The organism is Microbacterium sp. NPDC087592, from assembly GCF_044743585.1.
Lineage (GTDB): Bacteria > Actinomycetota > Actinomycetes > Actinomycetales > Microbacteriaceae > Microbacterium.
Map to the genome: position 1 here is coordinate 2,065,674 of NZ_JBIUWT010000001.1, position 18,320 is coordinate 2,083,993.

19 protein-coding genes are annotated in these 18,320 nt (G+C 70.6%); 12 read left to right on the forward strand and 7 right to left on the reverse strand.

Annotated elements, in window-relative coordinates:
- Positions 1 to 18 precede the first annotated feature (18 nt).
- Positions 19 to 1,170 carry an acetyl-CoA C-acetyltransferase gene (locus ACIOTO_RS09805; protein ID WP_400857641.1) on the forward strand — a complete coding sequence of 384 codons (1,152 nt, stop codon included), beginning with the start codon at positions 19 to 21 and terminating at the stop codon, positions 1,168 to 1,170.
- A gap of 75 nt (positions 1,171 to 1,245) precedes the next feature.
- On the opposite strand, the gene ACIOTO_RS09810 is transcribed toward ACIOTO_RS09805, so the two are convergent.
- The gene (locus ACIOTO_RS09810) at positions 1,246 to 1,755 is read right to left on the reverse strand and encodes a GNAT family N-acetyltransferase (RefSeq protein WP_029262118.1); all 510 of its coding nucleotides are present in this window, start codon (positions 1,753 to 1,755) and stop codon (positions 1,246 to 1,248) included.
- 131 nt (positions 1,756 to 1,886) lie between these two features.
- On the opposite strand from ACIOTO_RS09810, the gene ACIOTO_RS09815 reads away from it, so the two are divergent.
- Both ACIOTO_RS09815 and ACIOTO_RS09820 read left to right on the forward strand, forming a co-directional pair.
- Positions 1,887 to 2,447, forward strand: coding sequence for an acyl-CoA thioesterase (locus tag ACIOTO_RS09815; protein WP_105711304.1), 561 nt, complete (start codon positions 1,887 to 1,889; stop codon positions 2,445 to 2,447).
- 43 nt (positions 2,448 to 2,490) lie between these two features.
- Positions 2,491 to 3,891, forward strand: a complete 1,401-nt coding sequence (locus ACIOTO_RS09820; protein WP_400857642.1) for a hypothetical protein — start codon at positions 2,491 to 2,493, stop codon at positions 3,889 to 3,891.
- Here ACIOTO_RS09820 and ACIOTO_RS09825 read toward each other — a convergent pair.
- The 3 genes from ACIOTO_RS09825 to ACIOTO_RS09835 are packed head-to-tail and all read right to left on the reverse strand — an operon-like array spanning position 3,846 to position 5,703.
- Positions 3,846 to 4,445 (reverse strand): hypothetical protein, encoded by a 600-nt coding sequence (locus tag ACIOTO_RS09825; protein WP_400857644.1) that lies wholly within the window; start codon positions 4,443 to 4,445, stop codon positions 3,846 to 3,848. The genes ACIOTO_RS09820 and ACIOTO_RS09825 overlap by 46 nt on opposite strands.
- On the reverse strand, positions 4,442 to 5,002 hold the full coding sequence (locus ACIOTO_RS09830) for a hypothetical protein (RefSeq protein WP_400857646.1): 561 nt from the start codon (positions 5,000 to 5,002) through the stop codon (positions 4,442 to 4,444). The genes ACIOTO_RS09825 and ACIOTO_RS09830 overlap by 4 nt, the downstream gene beginning before the upstream one ends.
- The gene (locus ACIOTO_RS09835; protein WP_400857647.1) at positions 4,999 to 5,703 is read right to left on the reverse strand and encodes a hypothetical protein; all 705 of its coding nucleotides are present in this window, start codon (positions 5,701 to 5,703) and stop codon (positions 4,999 to 5,001) included. Before ACIOTO_RS09835 ends, ACIOTO_RS09830 begins: the two co-directional genes overlap by 4 nt.
- A gap of 101 nt (positions 5,704 to 5,804) precedes the next feature.
- Between ACIOTO_RS09835 and ACIOTO_RS09840 the strand changes: the two genes are divergently transcribed.
- The 6 genes from ACIOTO_RS09840 to rocD all read left to right on the forward strand — a co-directional run bounded on the left by ACIOTO_RS09840 (position 5,805) and on the right by rocD (position 13,487).
- Positions 5,805 to 9,473 (forward strand): proline dehydrogenase family protein, encoded by a 3,669-nt coding sequence (locus ACIOTO_RS09840; protein WP_400857648.1) that lies wholly within the window; start codon positions 5,805 to 5,807, stop codon positions 9,471 to 9,473.
- A 78-nt stretch (positions 9,474 to 9,551) separates the two neighbouring features.
- Positions 9,552 to 9,986 carry a hypothetical protein gene (locus ACIOTO_RS09845; protein WP_400857650.1) on the forward strand — a complete coding sequence of 145 codons (435 nt, stop codon included), beginning with the start codon at positions 9,552 to 9,554 and terminating at the stop codon, positions 9,984 to 9,986.
- The gene (locus tag ACIOTO_RS09850) at positions 9,986 to 10,222 is read left to right on the forward strand and encodes a helix-turn-helix transcriptional regulator (protein WP_400857651.1); all 237 of its coding nucleotides are present in this window, start codon (positions 9,986 to 9,988) and stop codon (positions 10,220 to 10,222) included. Before ACIOTO_RS09845 ends, ACIOTO_RS09850 begins: the two co-directional genes overlap by 1 nt.
- Positions 10,219 to 11,220 carry an NAD(P)-dependent alcohol dehydrogenase gene (locus tag ACIOTO_RS09855; RefSeq protein ID WP_400857652.1) on the forward strand — a complete coding sequence of 334 codons (1,002 nt, stop codon included), beginning with the start codon at positions 10,219 to 10,221 and terminating at the stop codon, positions 11,218 to 11,220. Before ACIOTO_RS09850 ends, ACIOTO_RS09855 begins: the two co-directional genes overlap by 4 nt.
- A gap of 171 nt (positions 11,221 to 11,391) precedes the next feature.
- On the forward strand, positions 11,392 to 12,270 hold the full coding sequence (gene ddaH / locus ACIOTO_RS09860) for a dimethylargininase (protein ID WP_400857653.1): 879 nt from the start codon (positions 11,392 to 11,394) through the stop codon (positions 12,268 to 12,270).
- Positions 12,267 to 13,487 carry an ornithine--oxo-acid transaminase gene (gene rocD / locus ACIOTO_RS09865; RefSeq protein WP_400857654.1) on the forward strand — a complete coding sequence of 407 codons (1,221 nt, stop codon included), beginning with the start codon at positions 12,267 to 12,269 and terminating at the stop codon, positions 13,485 to 13,487. The genes ddaH and rocD overlap by 4 nt, the downstream gene beginning before the upstream one ends.
- A 96-nt stretch (positions 13,488 to 13,583) precedes the next feature.
- On the opposite strand, the gene ACIOTO_RS09870 is transcribed toward rocD, so the two are convergent.
- From ACIOTO_RS09870 to ACIOTO_RS09880, 3 genes are all read right to left on the reverse strand, one after another.
- A complete protein-coding gene (locus tag ACIOTO_RS09870) occupies positions 13,584 to 13,871 on the reverse strand; it encodes a hypothetical protein (protein WP_029262133.1) in 288 nt (95 codons plus the stop codon).
- Between the two features lie 63 nt (positions 13,872 to 13,934).
- Positions 13,935 to 15,272, reverse strand: a complete 1,338-nt coding sequence (locus ACIOTO_RS09875) for an MFS transporter (protein ID WP_400857655.1) — start codon at positions 15,270 to 15,272, stop codon at positions 13,935 to 13,937.
- A gap of 5 nt (positions 15,273 to 15,277) precedes the next feature.
- Positions 15,278 to 15,718, reverse strand: coding sequence for a MarR family winged helix-turn-helix transcriptional regulator (locus ACIOTO_RS09880; RefSeq protein WP_029262135.1), 441 nt, complete (start codon positions 15,716 to 15,718; stop codon positions 15,278 to 15,280).
- A gap of 59 nt (positions 15,719 to 15,777) precedes the next feature.
- Here ACIOTO_RS09880 and ACIOTO_RS09885 point away from each other — a divergent pair, with 59 nt between their 5' ends.
- The 3 genes from ACIOTO_RS09885 to ACIOTO_RS09895 all read left to right on the forward strand — a co-directional run bounded on the left by ACIOTO_RS09885 (position 15,778) and on the right by ACIOTO_RS09895 (position 18,320).
- Positions 15,778 to 16,515 (forward strand): copper homeostasis protein CutC, encoded by a 738-nt coding sequence (locus ACIOTO_RS09885; protein WP_400857656.1) that lies wholly within the window; start codon positions 15,778 to 15,780, stop codon positions 16,513 to 16,515.
- A 33-nt stretch (positions 16,516 to 16,548) separates the two neighbouring features.
- Positions 16,549 to 17,406 (forward strand): alpha/beta fold hydrolase, encoded by an 858-nt coding sequence (locus ACIOTO_RS09890; RefSeq protein ID WP_029262137.1) that lies wholly within the window; start codon positions 16,549 to 16,551, stop codon positions 17,404 to 17,406.
- Between the two features lie 176 nt (positions 17,407 to 17,582).
- The gene (locus ACIOTO_RS09895; protein ID WP_029262138.1) at positions 17,583 to 18,320 is read left to right on the forward strand and encodes a DUF1684 domain-containing protein; all 738 of its coding nucleotides are present in this window, start codon (positions 17,583 to 17,585) and stop codon (positions 18,318 to 18,320) included.

An 18,320-nucleotide genomic window follows, 5' to 3' on the forward strand; every position in this document is an offset into this window, starting at 1 on the left:
CTCCACGAAAGGAAGAACATGGCAGAGGCATACATCGTCGACGCGGTGCGCTCGCCCGTCGGCAGACGCGGCGGCTCGCTTTCCGGCATCCATCCGGCCGACCTCGGCGCGCACAGTCTCACCGCACTCGTCGAGCGCACGGGCATCGATCCCGGCGCCGTCGACGACGTCGTCTTCGGGGCGATCGACGCGATCGGCGGGCAGGCGGGAAACGTGGCCCGCACCGCGCTGCTCGTGGCCGGCTTTCCCGAGCACGTGCCCGGAGTCACGATCGACCGACAGTGCGGGTCGAGCCAGCAGGCCGTGCACTTCGCCGCGCAGGCCGTGATGAGCGGCACGAGCGATCTGGTCATCGCAGGCGGGCTGCAGAACATGTCGCAGATCCCGCTCACGGCGGCGGCGACGGTGGGGGAGGCGTACGGCTTCACGACCCCGTACGCGGAATCACCCGGTTGGCGTGCGCGCTACGGCGACCAGGAGATCTCGCAGTTCCGCGGTGCCGAGCTGATCGCCGAGAAGTGGGACATCACCCGCGAGGCGATGGAGCAGTTCGCCCTGGAGAGCCACCGGCGTGCGGCACACGCACAGGACGAGGGACGCTTCACGAACGAGATCGCGCCGCTGAACGGTCTGGATCACGACGAGGGTGTGCGCCGCGACACGTCGCTCGAGCGGATGGCCGGGCTGCAGCCGCTCGCTCCGAACGGCAGGATCACGGCGGCGGTCGCCTCGCAGATCAGCGACGCGTCCAGTGCTGTGCTGATCGCGAGCGCACGTGCGGTGAAGGAGCACGGGCTCACCCCGCGCGCCCGCATCCATCATCTCTCCGTGCGCGGCGACGACCCCGTGCTCATGCTCGCCGCGCCCATCCCCGCGACGCGGCACGCTCTGGAGCGCTCGGGCCTGCGCCCGGAGGACATCGACCTGTTCGAGGTGAACGAGGCCTTCGCCTCGGTCGTGCTCGCCTGGATGCAGGAGACCGGGGTGCCGCACGAGAAGGTCAACGTCAACGGCGGCGGGATCGCGCTCGGACACCCGATCGGCGCCACCGGCACACGCATCCTCTCGACGCTGCTCAATGAGCTGGAGCGTACGGGTGGGCGCTACGGCCTGCAGACCATGTGCGAGGGCGGCGGCGTTGCGAACGTGACGATCATCGAGCGCCTCTGACCGATCCGCCCGCCCGCCCCACGAGAACGGGCCGCCTCCCCGAAGGGAAGCGGCCCGTCTCCGGTGAAGACTGGATCAGGGACGGACGAAGCGGACCTCGGTCAGCGTCTCGCCCAGGAACGGCTCGGTGTGCGTCGCGCCGTCGAGCGTGAACCCGTTGCGCGTGTAGAAGCGGTGCGCGCGGGGGTTGTCCTCGGCGACCCACAGGTACAGGGGCTCGTCGGTCTCGACCGCGGCGTCGAACAGCTTCTGGCCGATGCCGGTGCCGTGCAGCGCGTCGAGCAGGTAGATGAAGTACAGCTCGCGGAACGCCGGAGCATCCTTGTCGCGGGCGGGGCCGGAGCCGACGAACCCGACGATCTCGCCGTCGACGAGCGCGGCGTTCATCTTGAACTCGGGACCCTGCGAGGCCCAGTGCGTCCACAGCTCGGCCATGCGGCGGGGCGAGACCTTCTCGAGCGCAGCCTTGCTGATCAGGTGGTCGTAGGTCTCATGCCAGCACTGGGCGTGCACGCGACCGAGGGCTTCCGCATCCACATCACGGACCGGGCGGACGATGACTTCAGGCTGGGCTTCGGCGCTCATGATCGTGACTCTACGCGCGGCATCCGCGAAGGAGAAATCGAGTGGATGTTCGATGACGCTCGGCGTGCCGGCCTGGAGGGTTCGTACAACGATGTTCGCGAATCGTGCACGCCTGGCTACGATCGATCCTCGTGAACGTGATCTGGCGGACCCTCCTGGTGATCCTCGGCGCCCGACGCCGCGTGCGGCGGGGGAAGACCCTCGACCCGACGGCGGTGGGCAGCATCACCATCACCACTCTGCCGACCGACCTCGACATCCTGCGGCACATGAACAACGGTCGCTACCTGTCGCTGTTCGACCTCGGACGCTGGGACCAGCTCATCCGCACCGGACTGTTCGATGCCATGAAGGCTCAGGGGTGGTACGCGGTCGTCTCGAGCGAGACGATCACGTTCCGCAAGTCGCTGCAGCTGTGGCAGCGGTTCGAGGTGCAGTCGCGGTTCATCGGCCACGACGAGAAGGCGCTGTTCCTCGAGCACCGCGCCGTGGTCGACGGCGAGGTCTACGCCCGGGCGATCGTGCGGGCGCGGATGCTGCGTCGCACCGGCGGCACGGTCAGCAACGAGGAGCTGTTCGCCGCGGTCGGCAAGCCCGAGGGCGTGCCGGAGATCGACGCGTGGGTGCACGACTGGGCCGCGGCATCCGCCCTCCCGCCCGTGCGGGTGAAGGCGCCGAGCGTCTGGGGCTGACCCCGTCCGCAGCTCCCGTCGGCGGCAACGATATATTGACCGTGTGCTGGCGATCCTGAAGACCACCGGGCGCGTGCTGTGGCGACACTGGCCCGCGCTCATGGCCTGGTATCTGGCCGGCGTGCTGGTGCACTACGTGATCACCGAGGTCGCCGGGTTCATCGGCGCGTACTCCGCCACCCTCGGGTTCCTCGTCCTTCCGATCGGGATCCTCGCGCGGTTGATCAGCCTGGTCGCGATGTTCCTGGTCCTGCGCGACGGGCTGCGCAACCTGCAGGAGGTCGCGCCGCTGCCCGAGGCGGCGGCGGACCGCCGCCGCACCTTCCTCTCGGCGCTGCTGGCCGGCATCCTCCCCTTCTTCGCGGTCTACTGGGCGCAGGGGCTGCTGGGCGAAGACGTGCGGGCATACTCGCTGCGCGCTCTCGAGGTGCGCAACGGCGTCATCTGGACGGCGGCTGCCAACGGCGAAGGTCCGGTGAGCTCGGTCGACACCGTGCTGAACCTGCCGATCAACGTGTGGACCATCTCGATCATCGTGCTCGCCTTCGCCGGCCGTTGGGCGTGGTCGAAGTGGTCGGCGAAGCTCGCGAAGTGGCTGTCGCCGGTCGCGGTCTACTTCGAGGTCGTCTGGGTCTTCTTCTCGGTCATGGTGCTCGGCGACATCTTCGACACGATCAAGGCGTGGGTCGACAGCCGCGCGGCCATGGCCTTCCTCGAGACGGTCAGAGAGCAGATCCTGGATGCCGTCGCCCCGCTGCGCTGGCTCTGGGAGGGGATCGGCTGGCTGCTCTCCGAGGCGGGGCCGGTGCTGCTCGCTCCGCTCGCGTGGCTGACCATCGCCGGTGTGGTGTTCGGCCAGGCGATCGTCGCCGAGAAGCTGCGTGTGGAGAGCGAGCTGATCGCCCGCGTGCGCGAACACGCGGCCGTCATCCCGAACCCGCTCGTGCGCCGGCTCAAGGATCTCGGCGAAGAGCTCGGTGCCCGCTTCCGCCCGATCGGGCGAGCACTGCTGCTCATGTGGCGCGCAGGACCACTCCTCGTCGGCTCCTACGCGCTGCTCTACGTCATCGTGAAGGCGCTCGAGTCATACCTCGGCTTCGGGATCACCCGCCTGGTCGGCCCGCAGGAGTACGTGTTCTGGGCGATCGCCGCGCCGCTCGTCTCGCTCGTGCCGCTGCTGCTCATGGAGCCGGTGCGCATCGCGGTCATCAGCGGGGCGTACGACGCCACCCTCGCGCGGCTGCGCAAGCGGCAGCAGGACCGCACCGACACGGTGGGCGTCTCGGAGGCGGAGGGAGAGATGCGTGCCGTCGCCGATGCCGCCGGACTCCTGCCGTCATCGGTGGATGCCGTCGCCGCCGCGATGGTCACCGCCCCCGCCAGGGACAGCGTCGAGGGTCAGGGCTCGAACTCGAACCTCACGAAGGACCCGCCGGCGTCGTAGGGGCGCACGTCGACCCAGAAAGGGCCCTCGACATCTTCCGGCACCACGAACGGCACGATCAGCTCGTAGGCGCCGGCCTGCTCGCTGAGGCAGGTCTCCGGTTCGTCCGCGCTCCAGTCCAGCCCGATCTCCGCGCGGACGGGACCCCACTCCCGCCCCGTGGACTGCTCCACGAGGGTCGGCGTCTCGCACCCGATCCCCTCGGCATCAGGATCCACAGGCACCCCGACGGCGATCAGGCGTGTGTTCGGAGGGACGTCGAGACCCGCGAGATCTTCGATCTCCCCACCGCGCACCGGCCCCCAGGTCGCGCCGGCGAGATCGGTCGTCTCGTCCTCGACGACCACCACCGGTGTGACCGCACGGGCCCCGAATCCGAAGAACTGGTACCACTCCTGCCACCCGACCGCGATGGCGGTCGCCGGCAGCAGCACGACGAGTGCGACCAGAGCCAGAGTGTTCCGGCGCCACCAGGAGGGCGGCTTCGCCGGGGCGGCGGCGGCCTCCGCGTCTTCCCGAGGCGCGGGCGGTACCGGAGGGAGGGGGATGATCATCGGGCCCAGCCGTTCTCGTCCAGGAGCACCTCGGCCTCGACGGGCAGCGCGGCGAGGTCGATCGACAGCTCGATCACGGTGTCGCGCACCACCTCTCCGAGGCCGGACCCCGGCATACCCAGGCGGAGCGTCGCGCGGTCGCCGGTCACGTCGTCGGGGAGCTCGAACGCGAGGCTCCCGGAGCGGGGGACGCCGGTGACCAGCCGCTGATCGACGAAGCTGGTGCCGCGATCCGTCGCGCTGAACGTACGGTCGCCGATCGTGAGCTCCGCAAGCCGGGACGAGCTCTGATCCTGCGTCACGCCGGTGGCGGCCTCGAGATCGACGACGAGCCAGGTGCCGTCGGCCGACCAGCCCTCCGCATCCGTGACCCGGTCAGCGAGGTGCACGTCGGTCACGGTGGCGACCAGGTTGCGCGTGGAGGCCTGTTCGCCGATCTGCGCGACCGAGGCGAACGCGGCATTCGGGGCGTCGTCGGGAAGCGTCGCCTTCGAGACACCCCAGGCGCAGACGAGCAACGCCACGGTGGCGACCCAGATCAGGATGTGCTTCTTCACGGGAGCGGCACCTCGTCGATGGTCGCCGTCAGGGTCGCTCCGACGCGGACGTCCACCCAGTAGTCGCCGCGCATCACGCTCTGCCCGACGTAGTGGTCCGACTCGGGGAGGGTGAGAGTGATCTCGTCGCCGTCGTGGAAGTCGTCCGGCCCGACGGTCCAGGTGAGCAGCATGCGGGCGGGGACGTCAGGCTGCAACCGGGGCGCGCGCTCGCCATCGTCGGCACGGAAGACGTCGCCCTTCTCATCGAGACCCTCGATGCGGATGCCGTCGAGCACCGGGGATTGCGGGGGGTTCGCCGTCGACGGTCGCGGCTTGTCGAACGTGTTGACGACGTCGACCGTGACGACCAGGACTCGCCCGCCCTTCTCCTCGTCCGGGAAGACCAGGGTTCGACCGCTCTCCGCGCTCAGCTCGTCGCGCAGCTCGACCCCGAGCACCGTCATCTCCAGGTCGGAGCCCGCGAAGGTCTCGCCGACCTCGACGACCGGCGTGGGATCGACGGCCGCGGCCTCGAGTCCGCCGAAGACGGCGGTGGTCGCGAGCAGCACGGCTCCGGCGCCGGTGATGAGCCAGGACGTCGGGATCAGGTCGATGCTGCGTCGCGCCCAGCCGAGGACCTTCGCCCTCGCGCTCGCGTTCGCCGCGGTGACGGCCGGATCCTGCCCCTGGGCGGGGCTCTCCGGCGGCGTCATGGTCACGGCAACAGCATAGAACCGCTCGCGCAGACAGTGCGGCTCGCACATTCCATCCGGGGTGCGGGCTCCCGGCCTGCGGGGTGATGCAGACCTAGGGTGGACACATGGCAGAGTCGTCGTCATCTCCGGCGGATGCCGTGGCATCCGCACCCCTCGCAGACCGTGCCGTCGAGCTTGCTCGGCGGTGGGCGATCGAGGCCGCCGCGATCGAACCCGACCCCGCTGCCGCCCGTCTCGCCGGAGTGCTGCAGGATGCGAACGGGCTGCCGTTCACGCTCGGCTTCGTCGACGGCGTCATGCGCCCCGAGAGCCTGAGCGCCGCTGCCTCGCAGCTGCACCGCATCGCGCCGATCGTGCCCGAGTTCCTGCCCTGGTACCTGCGCTCGGTGGTGCGGCTCGGCGGGGGCGTCGCGCCGATCCTGCCGTCGCCGGTCGTGCCGATCGCGCGGAAGGTGCTGCGCGACATGGTCGGGCATCTCATCGTCGATGCGCGGCCCGCCAAGCTCGAAGCGGCCATCGAACGCATCACGGCCACGGGCTCGCGCCTGAACCTCAACCTGCTCGGCGAGGCCGTGCTCGGCGAAGCGGAGGCGAAGCGCCGCCTCGACGGCATCCACGACCTGATCCGACGAGCCGATGTCGACTACGTCTCGGTCAAGGTCTCGGCCATCGTCAGCCACCTGTCGATGTGGGCGTTCGACGAGATCGTCGACGAGGTGGTGGAGCGGCTGCTCCCGCTGTACCTCACGGCGGCCGCGGACGGCACCTTCATCAACCTCGACATGGAGGAGTACCGCGACCTCGACCTGACGATCGCGGTGTTCACGCGCATCCTGGAAGACCCTCGGCTCGCCGGGCTCGAGGCCGGGATCGTGCTGCAGGCGTACCTGCCCGATGCCCTGCCCGCCCTGCAGGAGCTGACCGCCTGGTCGCAGGACCGCGTCGCGCACGGCGGCGCCCGCATCAAGGTGCGCCTCGTCAAGGGCGCCAACCTCGCGATGGAGCAGGTCGAGGCGCGGATGCACGGCTGGACCCCCGCGACCTACGACACCAAGCTCGACACCGACGCGAACTACCTGCGCTGCCTGGACTGGGCCCTGCGCCCCGAGCATGCCTCCGCCGTGAAGATCGGCGTCGCGGGACACAACTTGTTCGGGATCGCCTACGCGTGGCTGCTCGCCGGCGAGCGGGATGTGCGCGAGGCCGTCGAGTTCGAGATGCTGCTCGGCATGGCGCAGGGGCAGGTGCAGGCCGTCTCGCGTGAGGTCGGGCCCGTGCTGCTGTACGTGCCGGTGGTGGCGCCGGCCGAGTTCGACGTCGCGATCAGCTACCTGGTGCGCCGGCTCGAGGAGAACGCGTCGCCCGACAACTTCCTCTCCGCCGCGTTCCGGCTCGGCGAGGACGAGGCCCTGTTCGTGCGGGAGCAGGATCGGTTCCTCGACGCGCTCGACCGGTCGGACGATCCCACGCTGCGGACCGGTCCGCGTCGGACGCAGGATCGGAGCGCGCCCGTGCACGAAGCACTGCGCCCCTCACCCGTGGCTCCGCTGCCGGAGACCGACCTCACCCAGGCCGTGCTCGGCATCTCGCGCGGCTCCGACGACGACGGCGGCGGTCGCGAGGCCTTCCTCGAGACCGCGGTGTACTCCGCCCGCGAAATCGAACAGGACGCCGGGGGAGCACCGGGGTTCTCGAACACCGTCGACAGCGACCCCGCCCTGCCGGTGAACCGGGACTGGGCGCGCGAGGTGCGGGAGCGCATCGGCTCGTCCGACCTCGGTGACGCGACGGTCGCGGCCGCATGGATCGACGATGCGGAGTCCCTCGAGCGGATCATGCAGGGGGTCCGTGGCGCGGCTCCGGCGTGGGGTGCTCGTCCCGCCGCAGAACGCGCCGAGGTGCTGCTGCGGGCGGCCGCCGCGCTGGAAGCCCGACGCGGCGACCTGATCGAGGTCGCCGCCTCCGAGACCGGCAAGATCTTCGCCGAGGCCGACATCGAGGTGAGCGAGGCCGTCGACTTCGCCCGGTACTACGCGGCCACCGCGCGCGAGCTCGACGCGATCGCGGGGGCCGTGTTCGTCCCGGCATCCGTCACGGTCGTCGCGCCGCCGTGGAACTTCCCGCTCGCGATCCCGGCCGGCGGAGTGCTCGCCGCGCTCGCCGCCGGTTCGGGCGTCGTCTTCAAACCGGCACCGCAGGCCCGCCGCTGTGCCGCCGTGATCGCGGAGACGCTGTGGCAGGCGGGCATCCCCCGTGATCTGCTCGCGCTGGTCGACATCGAGGAGGGAGAGCTCGGCCGCGAGCTCATCACCCACGACGCGGTCGACCGCGTGATCCTCACCGGCGCGTGGGACACCGCCGCCCTGTTCCGCTCCTGGCGCCCCGACCTGCCGCTGCTCGCCGAGACCAGCGGCAAGAACGCGATGATCATCACCCCCTCGGCCGACCTCGACCTGGCCGTCGCCGACCTGGTGAAGAGCGCGTTCGGGCACGCGGGTCAGAAGTGCTCGGCCGCCTCCCTCGCGATCCTCGTCGGCCCCGTCGGCCGTTCCCCGCGGTTCAAGCGGCAGCTCGCGGATGCCGTGCGCTCGCTGCACGTGGGCCCGCCCACCGATCCGCTCGCCGAGGTCGGCCCGGTGATCGAGCCGCCGCAGGGCAAGCTCGCCTGGGCGCTGAGCGAGCTCGAGGGTGAGGAGCAGTGGCTGATCGAGCCCGCGCTCGCGGCCGACGACGACGGCAGCGGGCGGCTGTGGCGCCCCGGCATCCGCGTCGGCGTGCAGTCGGGGTCGCGCTTCCACACCGAGGAGTTCTTCGGGCCGGTGCTCGGCATCATGCACGCGCCGACCCTCGAGAAGGCCGTCGAGCTGCAGAACGCCGTCGCCTATGGGCTCACCGCCGGGCTGCACACGCAGGATCCGGGCGACCTCGCCTTCTGGCTCGACCGCGTGCAGGCGGGCAACCTCTACGTGAATCGCGGCATCACCGGGGCGATCGTGCAGCGGCAGCCGTTCGGCGGCTGGAAGCGGTCGGCCGTCGGACCGGGCGCCAAGGCGGGTGGCCCGAACTACCTGATCGGCCTCGGATCCTGGCGCTCGCAGCCGGGCGGACCGGCATCCAGCACCCTGCATCTGCGCGGGCTCGACTCCCGCATCACGGCGCTCATCGAGTCGGCGCAGTCGTCGCTGGAATACGAGAAGTTCGAATGGCTACGGCGCTCGGCGCTCTCGGATGCCCTGGCGTGGGACCGCGAGTTCGGTCAGGTGCGCGACGTGTCGCACCTCGGCGTGGAGCGGAACCTGTTCCGGTACCGCCCGGTGCCGGTCGAGATCCGGGCGACGGAGGATGCAGCCCTGCAGGATCTGCTGCGCGTGGTGATCGCGGGCGTACGTTCGGGCGCCGCCTTCGTGCTCTCGACGCCGGTCGGTCTGCCCGGCGACGTGCGCCGCGCGCTCGGCGACCTCGATGCCTCGGTCTTCCTCGAGACCGACGAGGAGTGGATGCAGCGGATGCTCCGTGACGAGGATGCCGTGGAGGGCGTCGTCGCGCTGCCCGTGAGCGACCGGGTGCGTCTGGTCGGCGGTCGTGCCGCGGTCGCCGCGCTGCACACGGCCCTGGCGACGGAATCGGGGGGCGATCCTGACCTCGCGGTGTACAACGGCGAGGTCACAGCGGCCGCCCGGATCGAGCTGCTGCCGTTCGTGCACGAGCAGTCGATTTCGATCACCGCGCACCGCTACGGCAACCTCGACCCCTGGAGCAGCGACGTGATCTGACTTGATGTAAAGAATTCTTGACACGGTCGCATAGGCGGCGTAGCGTGAGTGTCAATAATCTTTTACATCGGAGGCATCATGGTCTACGAGGAACGCAACGCCTGGGCGGGACTCATCGTCAGCCCGATCGCGCTGGTCGTCTACGTCGTGCTGGTGCTGCAGCAGGCCGGGGGAGGGCCGCTCACCGCCGTCGACTGGTTCCCGCTCATGCTGTGGACGATCGGCGGAGGCATCGTCGCGACGATCGTGATCAGCATCGTCTGGGGCATCCTCGCCGGCATGAAGGACCCGGACGGCGCCGGTCGCTCCGACATCCGCGACCGTGACATCAGTCGCATGGGCGGCCGGGTCGAGCAGGCCTTCGTCGTGATCGCCGGGCTCGGGGTCATCGCGCTGTGCGCGGTCGGCGCCGATGTGTTCTGGATCGCGAACACCATGTACCTCGGCTTCGCGGTGTCCGCGCTCGTCGGGGGCATCGCCCGCGTGATCGCCTACCGGCGGGGGCTCGTCTGATGGTGAAGCCGACCCTCGTCTCCAACAGCATCCGCGCCCATCGCGAACAGGCCGGGCTCACCCAGGCCGAGCTCGCCCGCACCGTCGGCGTGACGCGGCAGACGCTCATCGCCATCGAGCAGCAGAAGTACTCGCCCACGCTGGAGCTGGCGTTCCAGATCGCGCGGGCGTTCGGGGTCGGGCTCGACGACCTGTTCGCCTACCCCGCCCCAGCCGCATCCGGAGGAGCATCATGACCGAGACGATGAACGCCTGGCGACGCGAGACCTACGGCCCGTCATCCGGGGTGGGCCTCGAGAAGATCCCCGTGCCGGTGCCGCACCGCGGCGAAGTGCTCCTGAACGTGCGGGCCACTTCCCTGAACGCGGGCGACGTGCGGTTGCTGCTCGGCGATCCGTTCCTCGTGCGCCCGGTCTTCGGCCTCACCCGTCCGAAGCATCCGGTGCGCGGCATGGAGGTCGCCGGCACCGTCGTCGCGGTCGGGCCCGACGTGGTGAGCGCTGAGATCGGCGAGGAGGTCGTGGGCGAGCTGGTCGGCGGCGGAGGGCTCGCCGAGTACGTGCGGGTTCCCGCGTCGCGGCTCGTGCCGATCCCGCCCGACATCACGCCCGAGGCGGCGTCGTCCCTCCCCATCGCCGCCGGCACCGCGTGGCAGGCCCTCGATCTCGCGGGCGTCGGCTTGCGCGGAGGCGAGGCTCCCCGGGTGCTGATCATCGGCGCATCCGGAGGTGTCGGCACGTTCGCGGTGCAGCTCGCCGCCCTCCGCGGGGCCGAGGTCTGGGCGACCTGCAGCGTTCGCAACGCACCGCTGGTCGAGCGCCTCGGCGCCGTGCGCACCTTCGACCACCGGGTGTCGCCGCTGAGCGAGATCCCGGCCGGGCGTTTCGACGCGATCGTCGACATCGCCGGAGGGATGCCGCTGCGCGAGCTGCAGCGACTCGTGGGGCACGGTGGTCGGGTCGTGCTGGTCACGGGCGACGGCGGGCACGTGCTGGGGCCCATCCCGCGGATGCTGCGCGCCGCGGTCCTGTCAGTCGGCTCCCGGAGCATCCGTCCCCTCGCCGCGACGCCGCGACCGGAGGTGCTGGCCAAACTCCTCGAACTCGTCGCCGACGGCCGCATCGTGCCCGTGATCGAGCGCGAGTATCCGTTCGCGGAAGCATCCGCCGCCCTCGCCCACCTCGAGGCCGGGCACACCGCGGGGAAGGTCGTGGTCCGCGGCTCGGGGGTCTGAGCGCCTCGGATGAAGCGCGGCTCTGGCGGCGTACAGGGGGCGGGTGACACAATGGACTCCGGCGTGCCCGAGTCGCATCTTCCCCGTCGCCGGCTCTGAACGAGCAGCGGGTCGAAGGACCGCCGGGCCCCAGGACAGCGTCCGCCGCGCCCGTCCATTCGAGGAGCCCCCATGTCGACGACTGAAACCGCCGTCCGCACCGCACCCGCCCGCACCGCGCACCGCCGCCACTACCTGATGTGCAAGCCCGAGCACTTCACCGTGAACTACTCCATCAACCCGTGGATGGAGCCGTCGCGGCCGACCGACACCGCCAACGCCGTCGCGCAGTGGCAGAAGCTGCACGACCTGTACCTCGAGCTCGGCCACACGGTCGAACTCATCGAGCCGCTCGCGGGCTACCCCGACATGGTCTACACGGCCAACGGCGGATTCCTGATCGACGGCCGCGCGTACGTGCCCGAGTTCCGCTTCGTCGAGCGTCAGGGTGAGGCGCCGGCGTTCGCCGACTGGTTCCGCGCCGCCGGCTACGACACCGTGATGCCGAAGGAGGTCAACGAGGGCGAGGGCGACTTCCTGCTCGTCGGCGACGTGATCCTGGCCGGTACCGGCTTCCGCTCCACCGGAGACAGCCACCGCGAGGTCGGCGAGGTCTTCGGCCGTGAGGTCGTCTCGCTGAACCTCGTCGACCCGCGCTTCTACCACCTCGACACCGCGATCGCCGTGCTCGACCCGGTGCAGGGCGCCGAGAACGGCGGCCCGGAGCGTGCGAACATCGCGTACCTCCCCGGCGCCTTCGACGATGCCAGCCGTGCCGAACTCGAGAAGCGCTTCCCCGACGCGATCCTCGTGTCGGACGAGGACGGTTCGGTGTTCGGGCTCAACTCGGCGAGCGACGGCTACAACGTGATCATCTCGCCGCGAGCCAAGGGCTTCGAGAAGCAGCTGCGCGAGCGCGGATACAACCCGATCACCGTCGACCTCTCCGAGCTGCTGCTCGGCGGCGGCGGCATCAAGTGCTGCACGCTCGAGCTGCGGGGTGCCAAGTGACCGCGGTCGACATCGCGAACGAGGGCGAGGCCACGGTGACGAACACCGAGCCGCACGTCGCGCACAACTACCACCCGCTGCCGGTGAACATCGCCCGCGGTGAGGGCGCCTGGGTGACGGATGTCGAGGGCAAGCGCTACCTCGACCTGCTCGCCGCGTACTCGGCCGTGAACTTCGGGCACCGGCATCCGGCGCTCGTGGCCGCGCTCACCGAGCAGCTCGGCCGGGTCACGCTCGTCAGCCGCGCGTTCCAGAGCGACCGGCTCGAGCCGTTCGCCGCGGCGCTCGCGGAGCTTGCCGGCAAAGACCTCGTGTTGCCGATGAACACCGGCGCCGAGGCGGTCGAGACCGGCATCAAGGTCGCCCGCGCCTGGGGGTACCGGGTCAAGGGGATCGCTGCGGGCAAGGCGCGCATCATCGTCGCGGCCGGCAACTTCCACGGCCGCACGACCACGATCGTCAGCTTCAGCGACGATGAGCAGGCTCGTGATGACTTCGGTCCGTACACCCCGGGCTTCGACGTCGTCCCGTACGGCGACGCGGAGGCCATCGCCGCGGCCATCACCGACGACACGGCCGCCGTGCTCGTCGAGCCCATCCAGGGTGAGGCCGGCGTCGTGATCCCGCCGGAGGGATACCTGCGCCGCATCCGAGAGATCTGCGATGAGAAGAACGTGCTGTTCATCGCCGACGAGATCCAGGCGGGGCTCGGCCGCGTCGGCGAGACGTTCGCGTGCGACCGCGAGGGCGTCGTGCCGGACCTGTATCTGCTGGGCAAGGCTCTCGGCGGCGGCATCCTCCCCGTCTCAGCCGTGGTCGGGAACACCGATGTGCTCGGTGTGATCCGTCCGGGCGAGCACGGTTCGACCTTCGGTGGCAACCCGCTGGCCGCGGCCGTGGGGCTGCGCGTGGTCGAGATGCTGCAGACCGGCGAGTTCCAGGAGCGCGCGCGGGCACTCGGCGCGCACCTGGAGCAGGCGCTGCAGCCGCTGATCGGGCACGGCGTGACCGCGGTGCGCATCGCGGGCCTGTGGGCCGGAGTCGACATCGATCCCGCCCGGGGCACAGGCCGCGAGATCGCCGAGAAGCTGCTCGATCGGGGCGTGCTCGTCAAGGACACGCACGGTCAGACGGTGCGCATCGCGCCGCCCCTCGTGATCCGCGCGACCGAGCTCGACTGGGCGGTGGAGCAGCTCAAGCTCGTTCTCGGCGCGTAGTACTCTGCGTCAGGCCGGTGTGACGGGCAGCGCCACCGCAGGGGGGAGGCCGTCTCTGGGGGAGACGGCTGCGGTGACGCTGCCCTCTCGGAGCGCTCAGGCCGGCGGGGAATCCGGGTCGAGCGTCTTCAACGTGTCTTCCTCGGCCGCGTTGTCGGCGTCGAGTTGGTCTTCGGTCCCCTCGTCGCCCCCGAGGGCAGAGCGATGGCCCTGGCCGGCATCGCCCTGGATGGCGCCGCCGGTCGATTCGCCGCGCGAGCTGTCGCCCTGGATCGCGCCGCCGGTGCCGTCGCCCTGACCGGCATCCTCATCGGGGACGCCGACGCCGGGAGCGCCCTCGGCCGGGTCCTGCGGGTGGGGTGTGCGTTCCGTGTTGTCGTCCATGCCCCGACGGTACGTACGTCGGGTGCACTCCGTAGAGGGCGTTGACAAACCGCGGAAAGAGGCTCAGCCCTCGAGGTCGCTCCTCTTCGCCGTGCGGATGGGCGTGGTGACGGCTGCTTCGTCGCTGAACTCGATCGGGTCGAGCCGCTCGACCACACTCAGTGGCCGGGTCTCGTCGAGGGTGAGCAGGAAGCGGCGGTTCTCGGCGCGGCGCAGGCGGCCCGAGGTCGCCACCCAGATCACCCCGATCGCGCAGGCGACGAATCCGGCCGTGCCGCCGAGCATGATGGCCGCGCGCGGGCCGAAGGAGTCGGCGACCCACCCGGCGATGGGAGCACCCACGGGCGTCGAGCCCATGATCACGGCCATGTACAGCGCGAGCACGCGCCCGCGCAGCGCCGGCTCGGTGGTGATCTGCACGTACCCGTTGGCCGTGGTGAGCAGCGTCACGATCATGAAGCCGGTGAAGGTCAGGGTGACGGCATACGAGGCATACGTCGGCATGGCGGACGACACGAACGCGGCGATGCCGAATCCGCCGGCGGCCATGATCACGACGCGCACCCGCGCGCGATCCCGGCGTGCCGCGAGCAGGGCGCCGATCAGCGAGCCGATCGCGAGCACCGAGCTGAGCACGCCGTAGCCGTCGGCGCCCGCGCCGAACTCGAGCGCCATGGTCGAGGCGAAGATCGGGAAGTTCATGCCGAACGCGCCGATCAGGAACACCGTGACGAACACGACCCGCAGGTCGCTGCGCCCCCAGACATACCGGAACCCGGCCGCGAGCCCGCCGCGACTGCGGTTCTTCAGCCGTGGCGCGAGCAGGCCGGTGCGCAGCATCGACAGCGCGAGGATCATCGCGAGGAAGGTCGCGGCGTTCACGATGAAGACCCAGCCGGAGCCGATCGCCACGATCAGCAGACCGCCGACCGCCGGGCCGACCATGCGGGCGAGGTTGAAGGATGCCGAGTTCAGGGCGACCGCGTTCGACGTGTCGCCCGTCGACACCATGTCCGAGACGAATGCCTGCCGGGCCGGAGCATCGAATGCGTTCACGACACCGAAACCGAGGGCGAAGGCGAACATCATCGGCAGGGTCATCACATCGTTCAGCAGCAGCACGCCCACCGCGATCGCGAGGGCCAGGAGCGCCGACTGGGTGGCGAACAGGATGTGGCGTCGGTCGAAGCGGTCGGCCACCCAGCCGGTGAGGCTCACCAGCACGAGCGGCGGACCGAACTGCAGCGCCATGGTGACGCCCATCGCGGTGGCGTCGTTGTCGGTCAGCTCGGTGAGCACGACCCAGTCCTGGGCAGTGGCCTGCATCCAGCCGCCGACGTTCGAGACGAGGGCGCCGGCGAACCAGATCCGGTAGTTGATGTTCGCGAAGGAACGGAACATCGCGCTCATCGCTCCACCACCCGTCGCATCAGGGCGCTCGCTTCTCGGAGCGTCGTGAGCTCGGCCTCGGTGTATTCGACCTCGCGCAGCATGTCGGCCAGCAGCTCGTCGCGGCGGCGGATCGTCTCGACGACGAGCTCGATGCCGGCGTCGGTGATGTCGACCTGCACGCGGCGGCGATCTTCCTCGTCGGGAGTGCGGACGACGAAGCCCTGCTCCTCGAGTCCGTTGATGGTGCTGGTCATCGACGGTGCGGTCACGCGCTCGCGCACGGCGAGGGTCGAGATCGTGCGGCGGCCGTTCATGCGCAGGTCGGCGAGCACCGCCAGCTGGGCATCGCTCATCGAGTCGGCCGCGCGGGCGCAGCGGAGGCGACGGGCCAGGCGGAACGTGGCCATGCGCAGGTCTGTGGCGGTGAGGGCGAGGGATTCATCGGACGCAGACATTACTTAGATAGCCTATCTAATTTTTCTGACACTGTCTCGGCGCCGGGCACAATGGAGGAGTGACCCGAACACTCGCCTTGGAAATCGCCGTGCAGGACCCCGCCGGAGTGCGCATCGCCGCTGAGATCGGCGCCGACCGCGTCGAGCTCGCCACGGCCCTCGCCCTCGGCGGACTGACCCCGTCTCCCGCGACGCTCGAGCTGGCGGTCGAGGCAGCCGGAGCAGACGGGCCCGAGGTGCACGTGCTCGTCCGGCCGCGCGGCGGCGGCTTCCACTACACCGACGACGAGCTGGCGGTCACCGAGCGCGACGTGCGTCGCGCGATCGCTGCGGGTGCGACCGGCGTCGTCATCGGCGCGCTCGACGCGGAGGGGCACCTCGACCTGTTCGCCATGGCCCGGCTCCGCGATGCCGCGGGCGGAGCGCCCGTCACCCTGCATCGCGCCATCGACGTGACGGCCGACCCCGTGGCGACGCTGCGCAGCGCCAGGGAACTCGGCCTGCGCCGCGTGCTGACCTCGGGTGGGGCATCCGCCGCGATCGACGGCATCGACACCCTGCGCGCGCTCGTCGCTGCGGCCGAGGGTGAGATCGAGATCATGGCCGGCAGCGGAGTCGACGTCGCGAGTGCCCCGGTGCTCGCCGCGGCGGGGGTGGACGCGATCCACTTCTCCGCCAAGCGCTCGGTGATCGAGGAGGGCGGCGTGCGGATGGGCTCGGCCTCCGACGGCGTCGGCGGCTACGAGGTCACCGACCGCGACATCGCCTTCGCGATCCGGGATGCCGTCGCGCGGTAGGCGGTGCGGGTGCGCGGTCGCTAGGCTCGCAGCGTGACGGATACGCGCGAGTTCACCGACGCCCATGGCGTGGCCATCGTCTATGACGTGCATCCGGCTGCGGGGACTCCCCGCGGAGTCGTGCAGCTCCTGCACGGCGTCGGCGAGCATGCCGGACGATACGGCGCTCTGATCGGCGCCCTCACCGAGGCCGGCTTCCACGTCTACGCCGACGACCACCGGGGCCACGGCCGCACCGGCATCCGTCAGCACGGCGGACCCGAGAAGCTGGGGCGACTCGGCGTCGGCGGACTCCGCGCTGCCGAGGATGCCGTCTGGCAGCTGACCGGAATCATCCGCGACGAGAACCCCGACCTGCCGCTCGTGCTGCTGGGCCACTCGTGGGGTTCGTTCCTGGCGCAGATGCTCGTCAACCACCACCCGGAGGCATGGGATGCCGTGATCCTCTCGGGCTCCGCGCTGCGCACCCCCGGGTTCCTCAACGCGGCACCCCTGAACGCGCGGTGGGCGAAGGACGAAGGCGCCACCGGGCTCGAATGGCTCAGCCGCGATCCCGCCGTGTGGGCCGCGTTCGCCGACGATCCGCTCACGACCGACGTCCCGCTGCTCAAGCTCTTCGGTCCGATCGAGGCCGCGCGGCTCTACGGGCGTCCGGCCAAGGACCTGGGTCGCGACATCCCGATGCTGCTCCTCGTCGGTCGCGACGACCCGGTGGGCGGACCCCGCAGCGTGCACAAGCTCGCCGACGAGTACCGCAGCCGGTCCGGGCTCACCGACATCACGACCCTCGTGTACCCGGATGCGCGCCACGAGATCTTCGCCGAGTTGCAGCAGGAAGAGGTGCGCGCCGACGTGCTCGCCTGGCTCGACGCACACATCCCCGCGCGCTGAGCAGCGCGCCTCGCATTCCCGCTTCCGTGCGGTGTGACGCGACGTTACGCCCGGTGAAGGCGTGTGACGGACCCGTTCTCCGGGCTCGGAGACGACCGTAGATTCGGGTCAGTATTCCGCGCAGGAGCGAGGAGCGCGCCGTTGTGGGCTGCCCTCGCACGGGAGGGACCGCACCGATGAGCTTCGTGAAGGACTGGCAGGACTGGCACGCGTCGCGCGAGCGCTACGCAGGGTCGGAGTATGGTCCGTCGGCGCTCGAGTCGACGAACTGGCTCATCACGGAGGCGGCAGCGGTCGACGGCATCCCCGGGCTCTGGGCGCTGACCGGCGACGGCGGCATCCGGGGGAGCGAGCTCGGTCAGGCGGGATCGACCGTGGTCCTGCGCGGTACGGAGAGTGTCCGCCTCGGCAGGCGTGAGCTGCGGGTGTTCGATCGCCACGGTGCGCTGGCACTGCGCGTGCTGAATCCGGCACGGCCGCAGCGCGAGTGGTTCACCGCGATCGACGCCTACGCGCCCGACGAGCGTTGGCGACTCCCGGCGGTGTTCGAGGAGACGCCGGATGAGCAGATCCTGATCACATCGGTCGACGGTGAGGCGCGGGAGACGCCGGTCGCCGGGCGGCTGCGGTTCGAACTGGCGGGGGCAGCCCAGACGCTCACCGTCACCCGGAACGGACAGGGCGCGCTGAGCGCGGTCTTCGCCGACGGCACCAACGGGCTGGAGACGTACCGGTTCCGGTTCCTGCCGGTCGACGAGCCCGCCGCCGACGGCACGGCCGTGATCGACTTCAACCGCGCCTATCTGCCGCCGTGCGCGTTCTCGGACCAGTACGTCTGCCCGCTGCCGCCCGCCGGCAACCGGTACTCGACACCGATCCGCGCCGGGGAACGCGTGGTGGTGCTCGGCGGCTGA

Excerpts from the sequence above, each read along its gene's own strand:
- ddaH (WP_400857653.1), top strand. The coding sequence starts at position 11,392 with ATGTCGACGACTGAAACCGCCGTCCGCACCGCACCCGCCCGCACCGCG.
- ACIOTO_RS09840 (WP_400857648.1), top strand. The coding sequence starts at position 5,805 with ATGGCAGAGTCGTCGTCATCTCCGGCGGATGCCGTGGCATCCGCACCC.
- ACIOTO_RS09850 (WP_400857651.1), top strand. The coding sequence starts at position 9,986 with ATGGTGAAGCCGACCCTCGTCTCCAACAGCATCCGCGCCCATCGCGAA.
- ACIOTO_RS09880 (WP_029262135.1), bottom strand. The coding sequence starts at position 15,718 with ATGTCTGCGTCCGATGAATCCCTCGCCCTCACCGCCACAGACCTGCGC.
- ACIOTO_RS09870 (WP_029262133.1), bottom strand. The coding sequence starts at position 13,871 with ATGGACGACAACACGGAACGCACACCCCACCCGCAGGACCCGGCCGAG.
- ACIOTO_RS09895 (WP_029262138.1), top strand. The coding sequence starts at position 17,583 with ATGAGCTTCGTGAAGGACTGGCAGGACTGGCACGCGTCGCGCGAGCGC.
- ACIOTO_RS09855 (WP_400857652.1), top strand. The coding sequence starts at position 10,219 with ATGACCGAGACGATGAACGCCTGGCGACGCGAGACCTACGGCCCGTCA.
- ACIOTO_RS09845 (WP_400857650.1), top strand. The coding sequence starts at position 9,552 with ATGGTCTACGAGGAACGCAACGCCTGGGCGGGACTCATCGTCAGCCCG.
- ACIOTO_RS09875 (WP_400857655.1), bottom strand. The coding sequence starts at position 15,272 with ATGTTCCGTTCCTTCGCGAACATCAACTACCGGATCTGGTTCGCCGGC.
- ACIOTO_RS09810 (WP_029262118.1), bottom strand. The coding sequence starts at position 1,755 with ATGAGCGCCGAAGCCCAGCCTGAAGTCATCGTCCGCCCGGTCCGTGAT.
- ACIOTO_RS09825 (WP_400857644.1), bottom strand. The coding sequence starts at position 4,445 with ATGATCATCCCCCTCCCTCCGGTACCGCCCGCGCCTCGGGAAGACGCG.
- ACIOTO_RS09805 (WP_400857641.1), top strand. The coding sequence starts at position 19 with ATGGCAGAGGCATACATCGTCGACGCGGTGCGCTCGCCCGTCGGCAGA.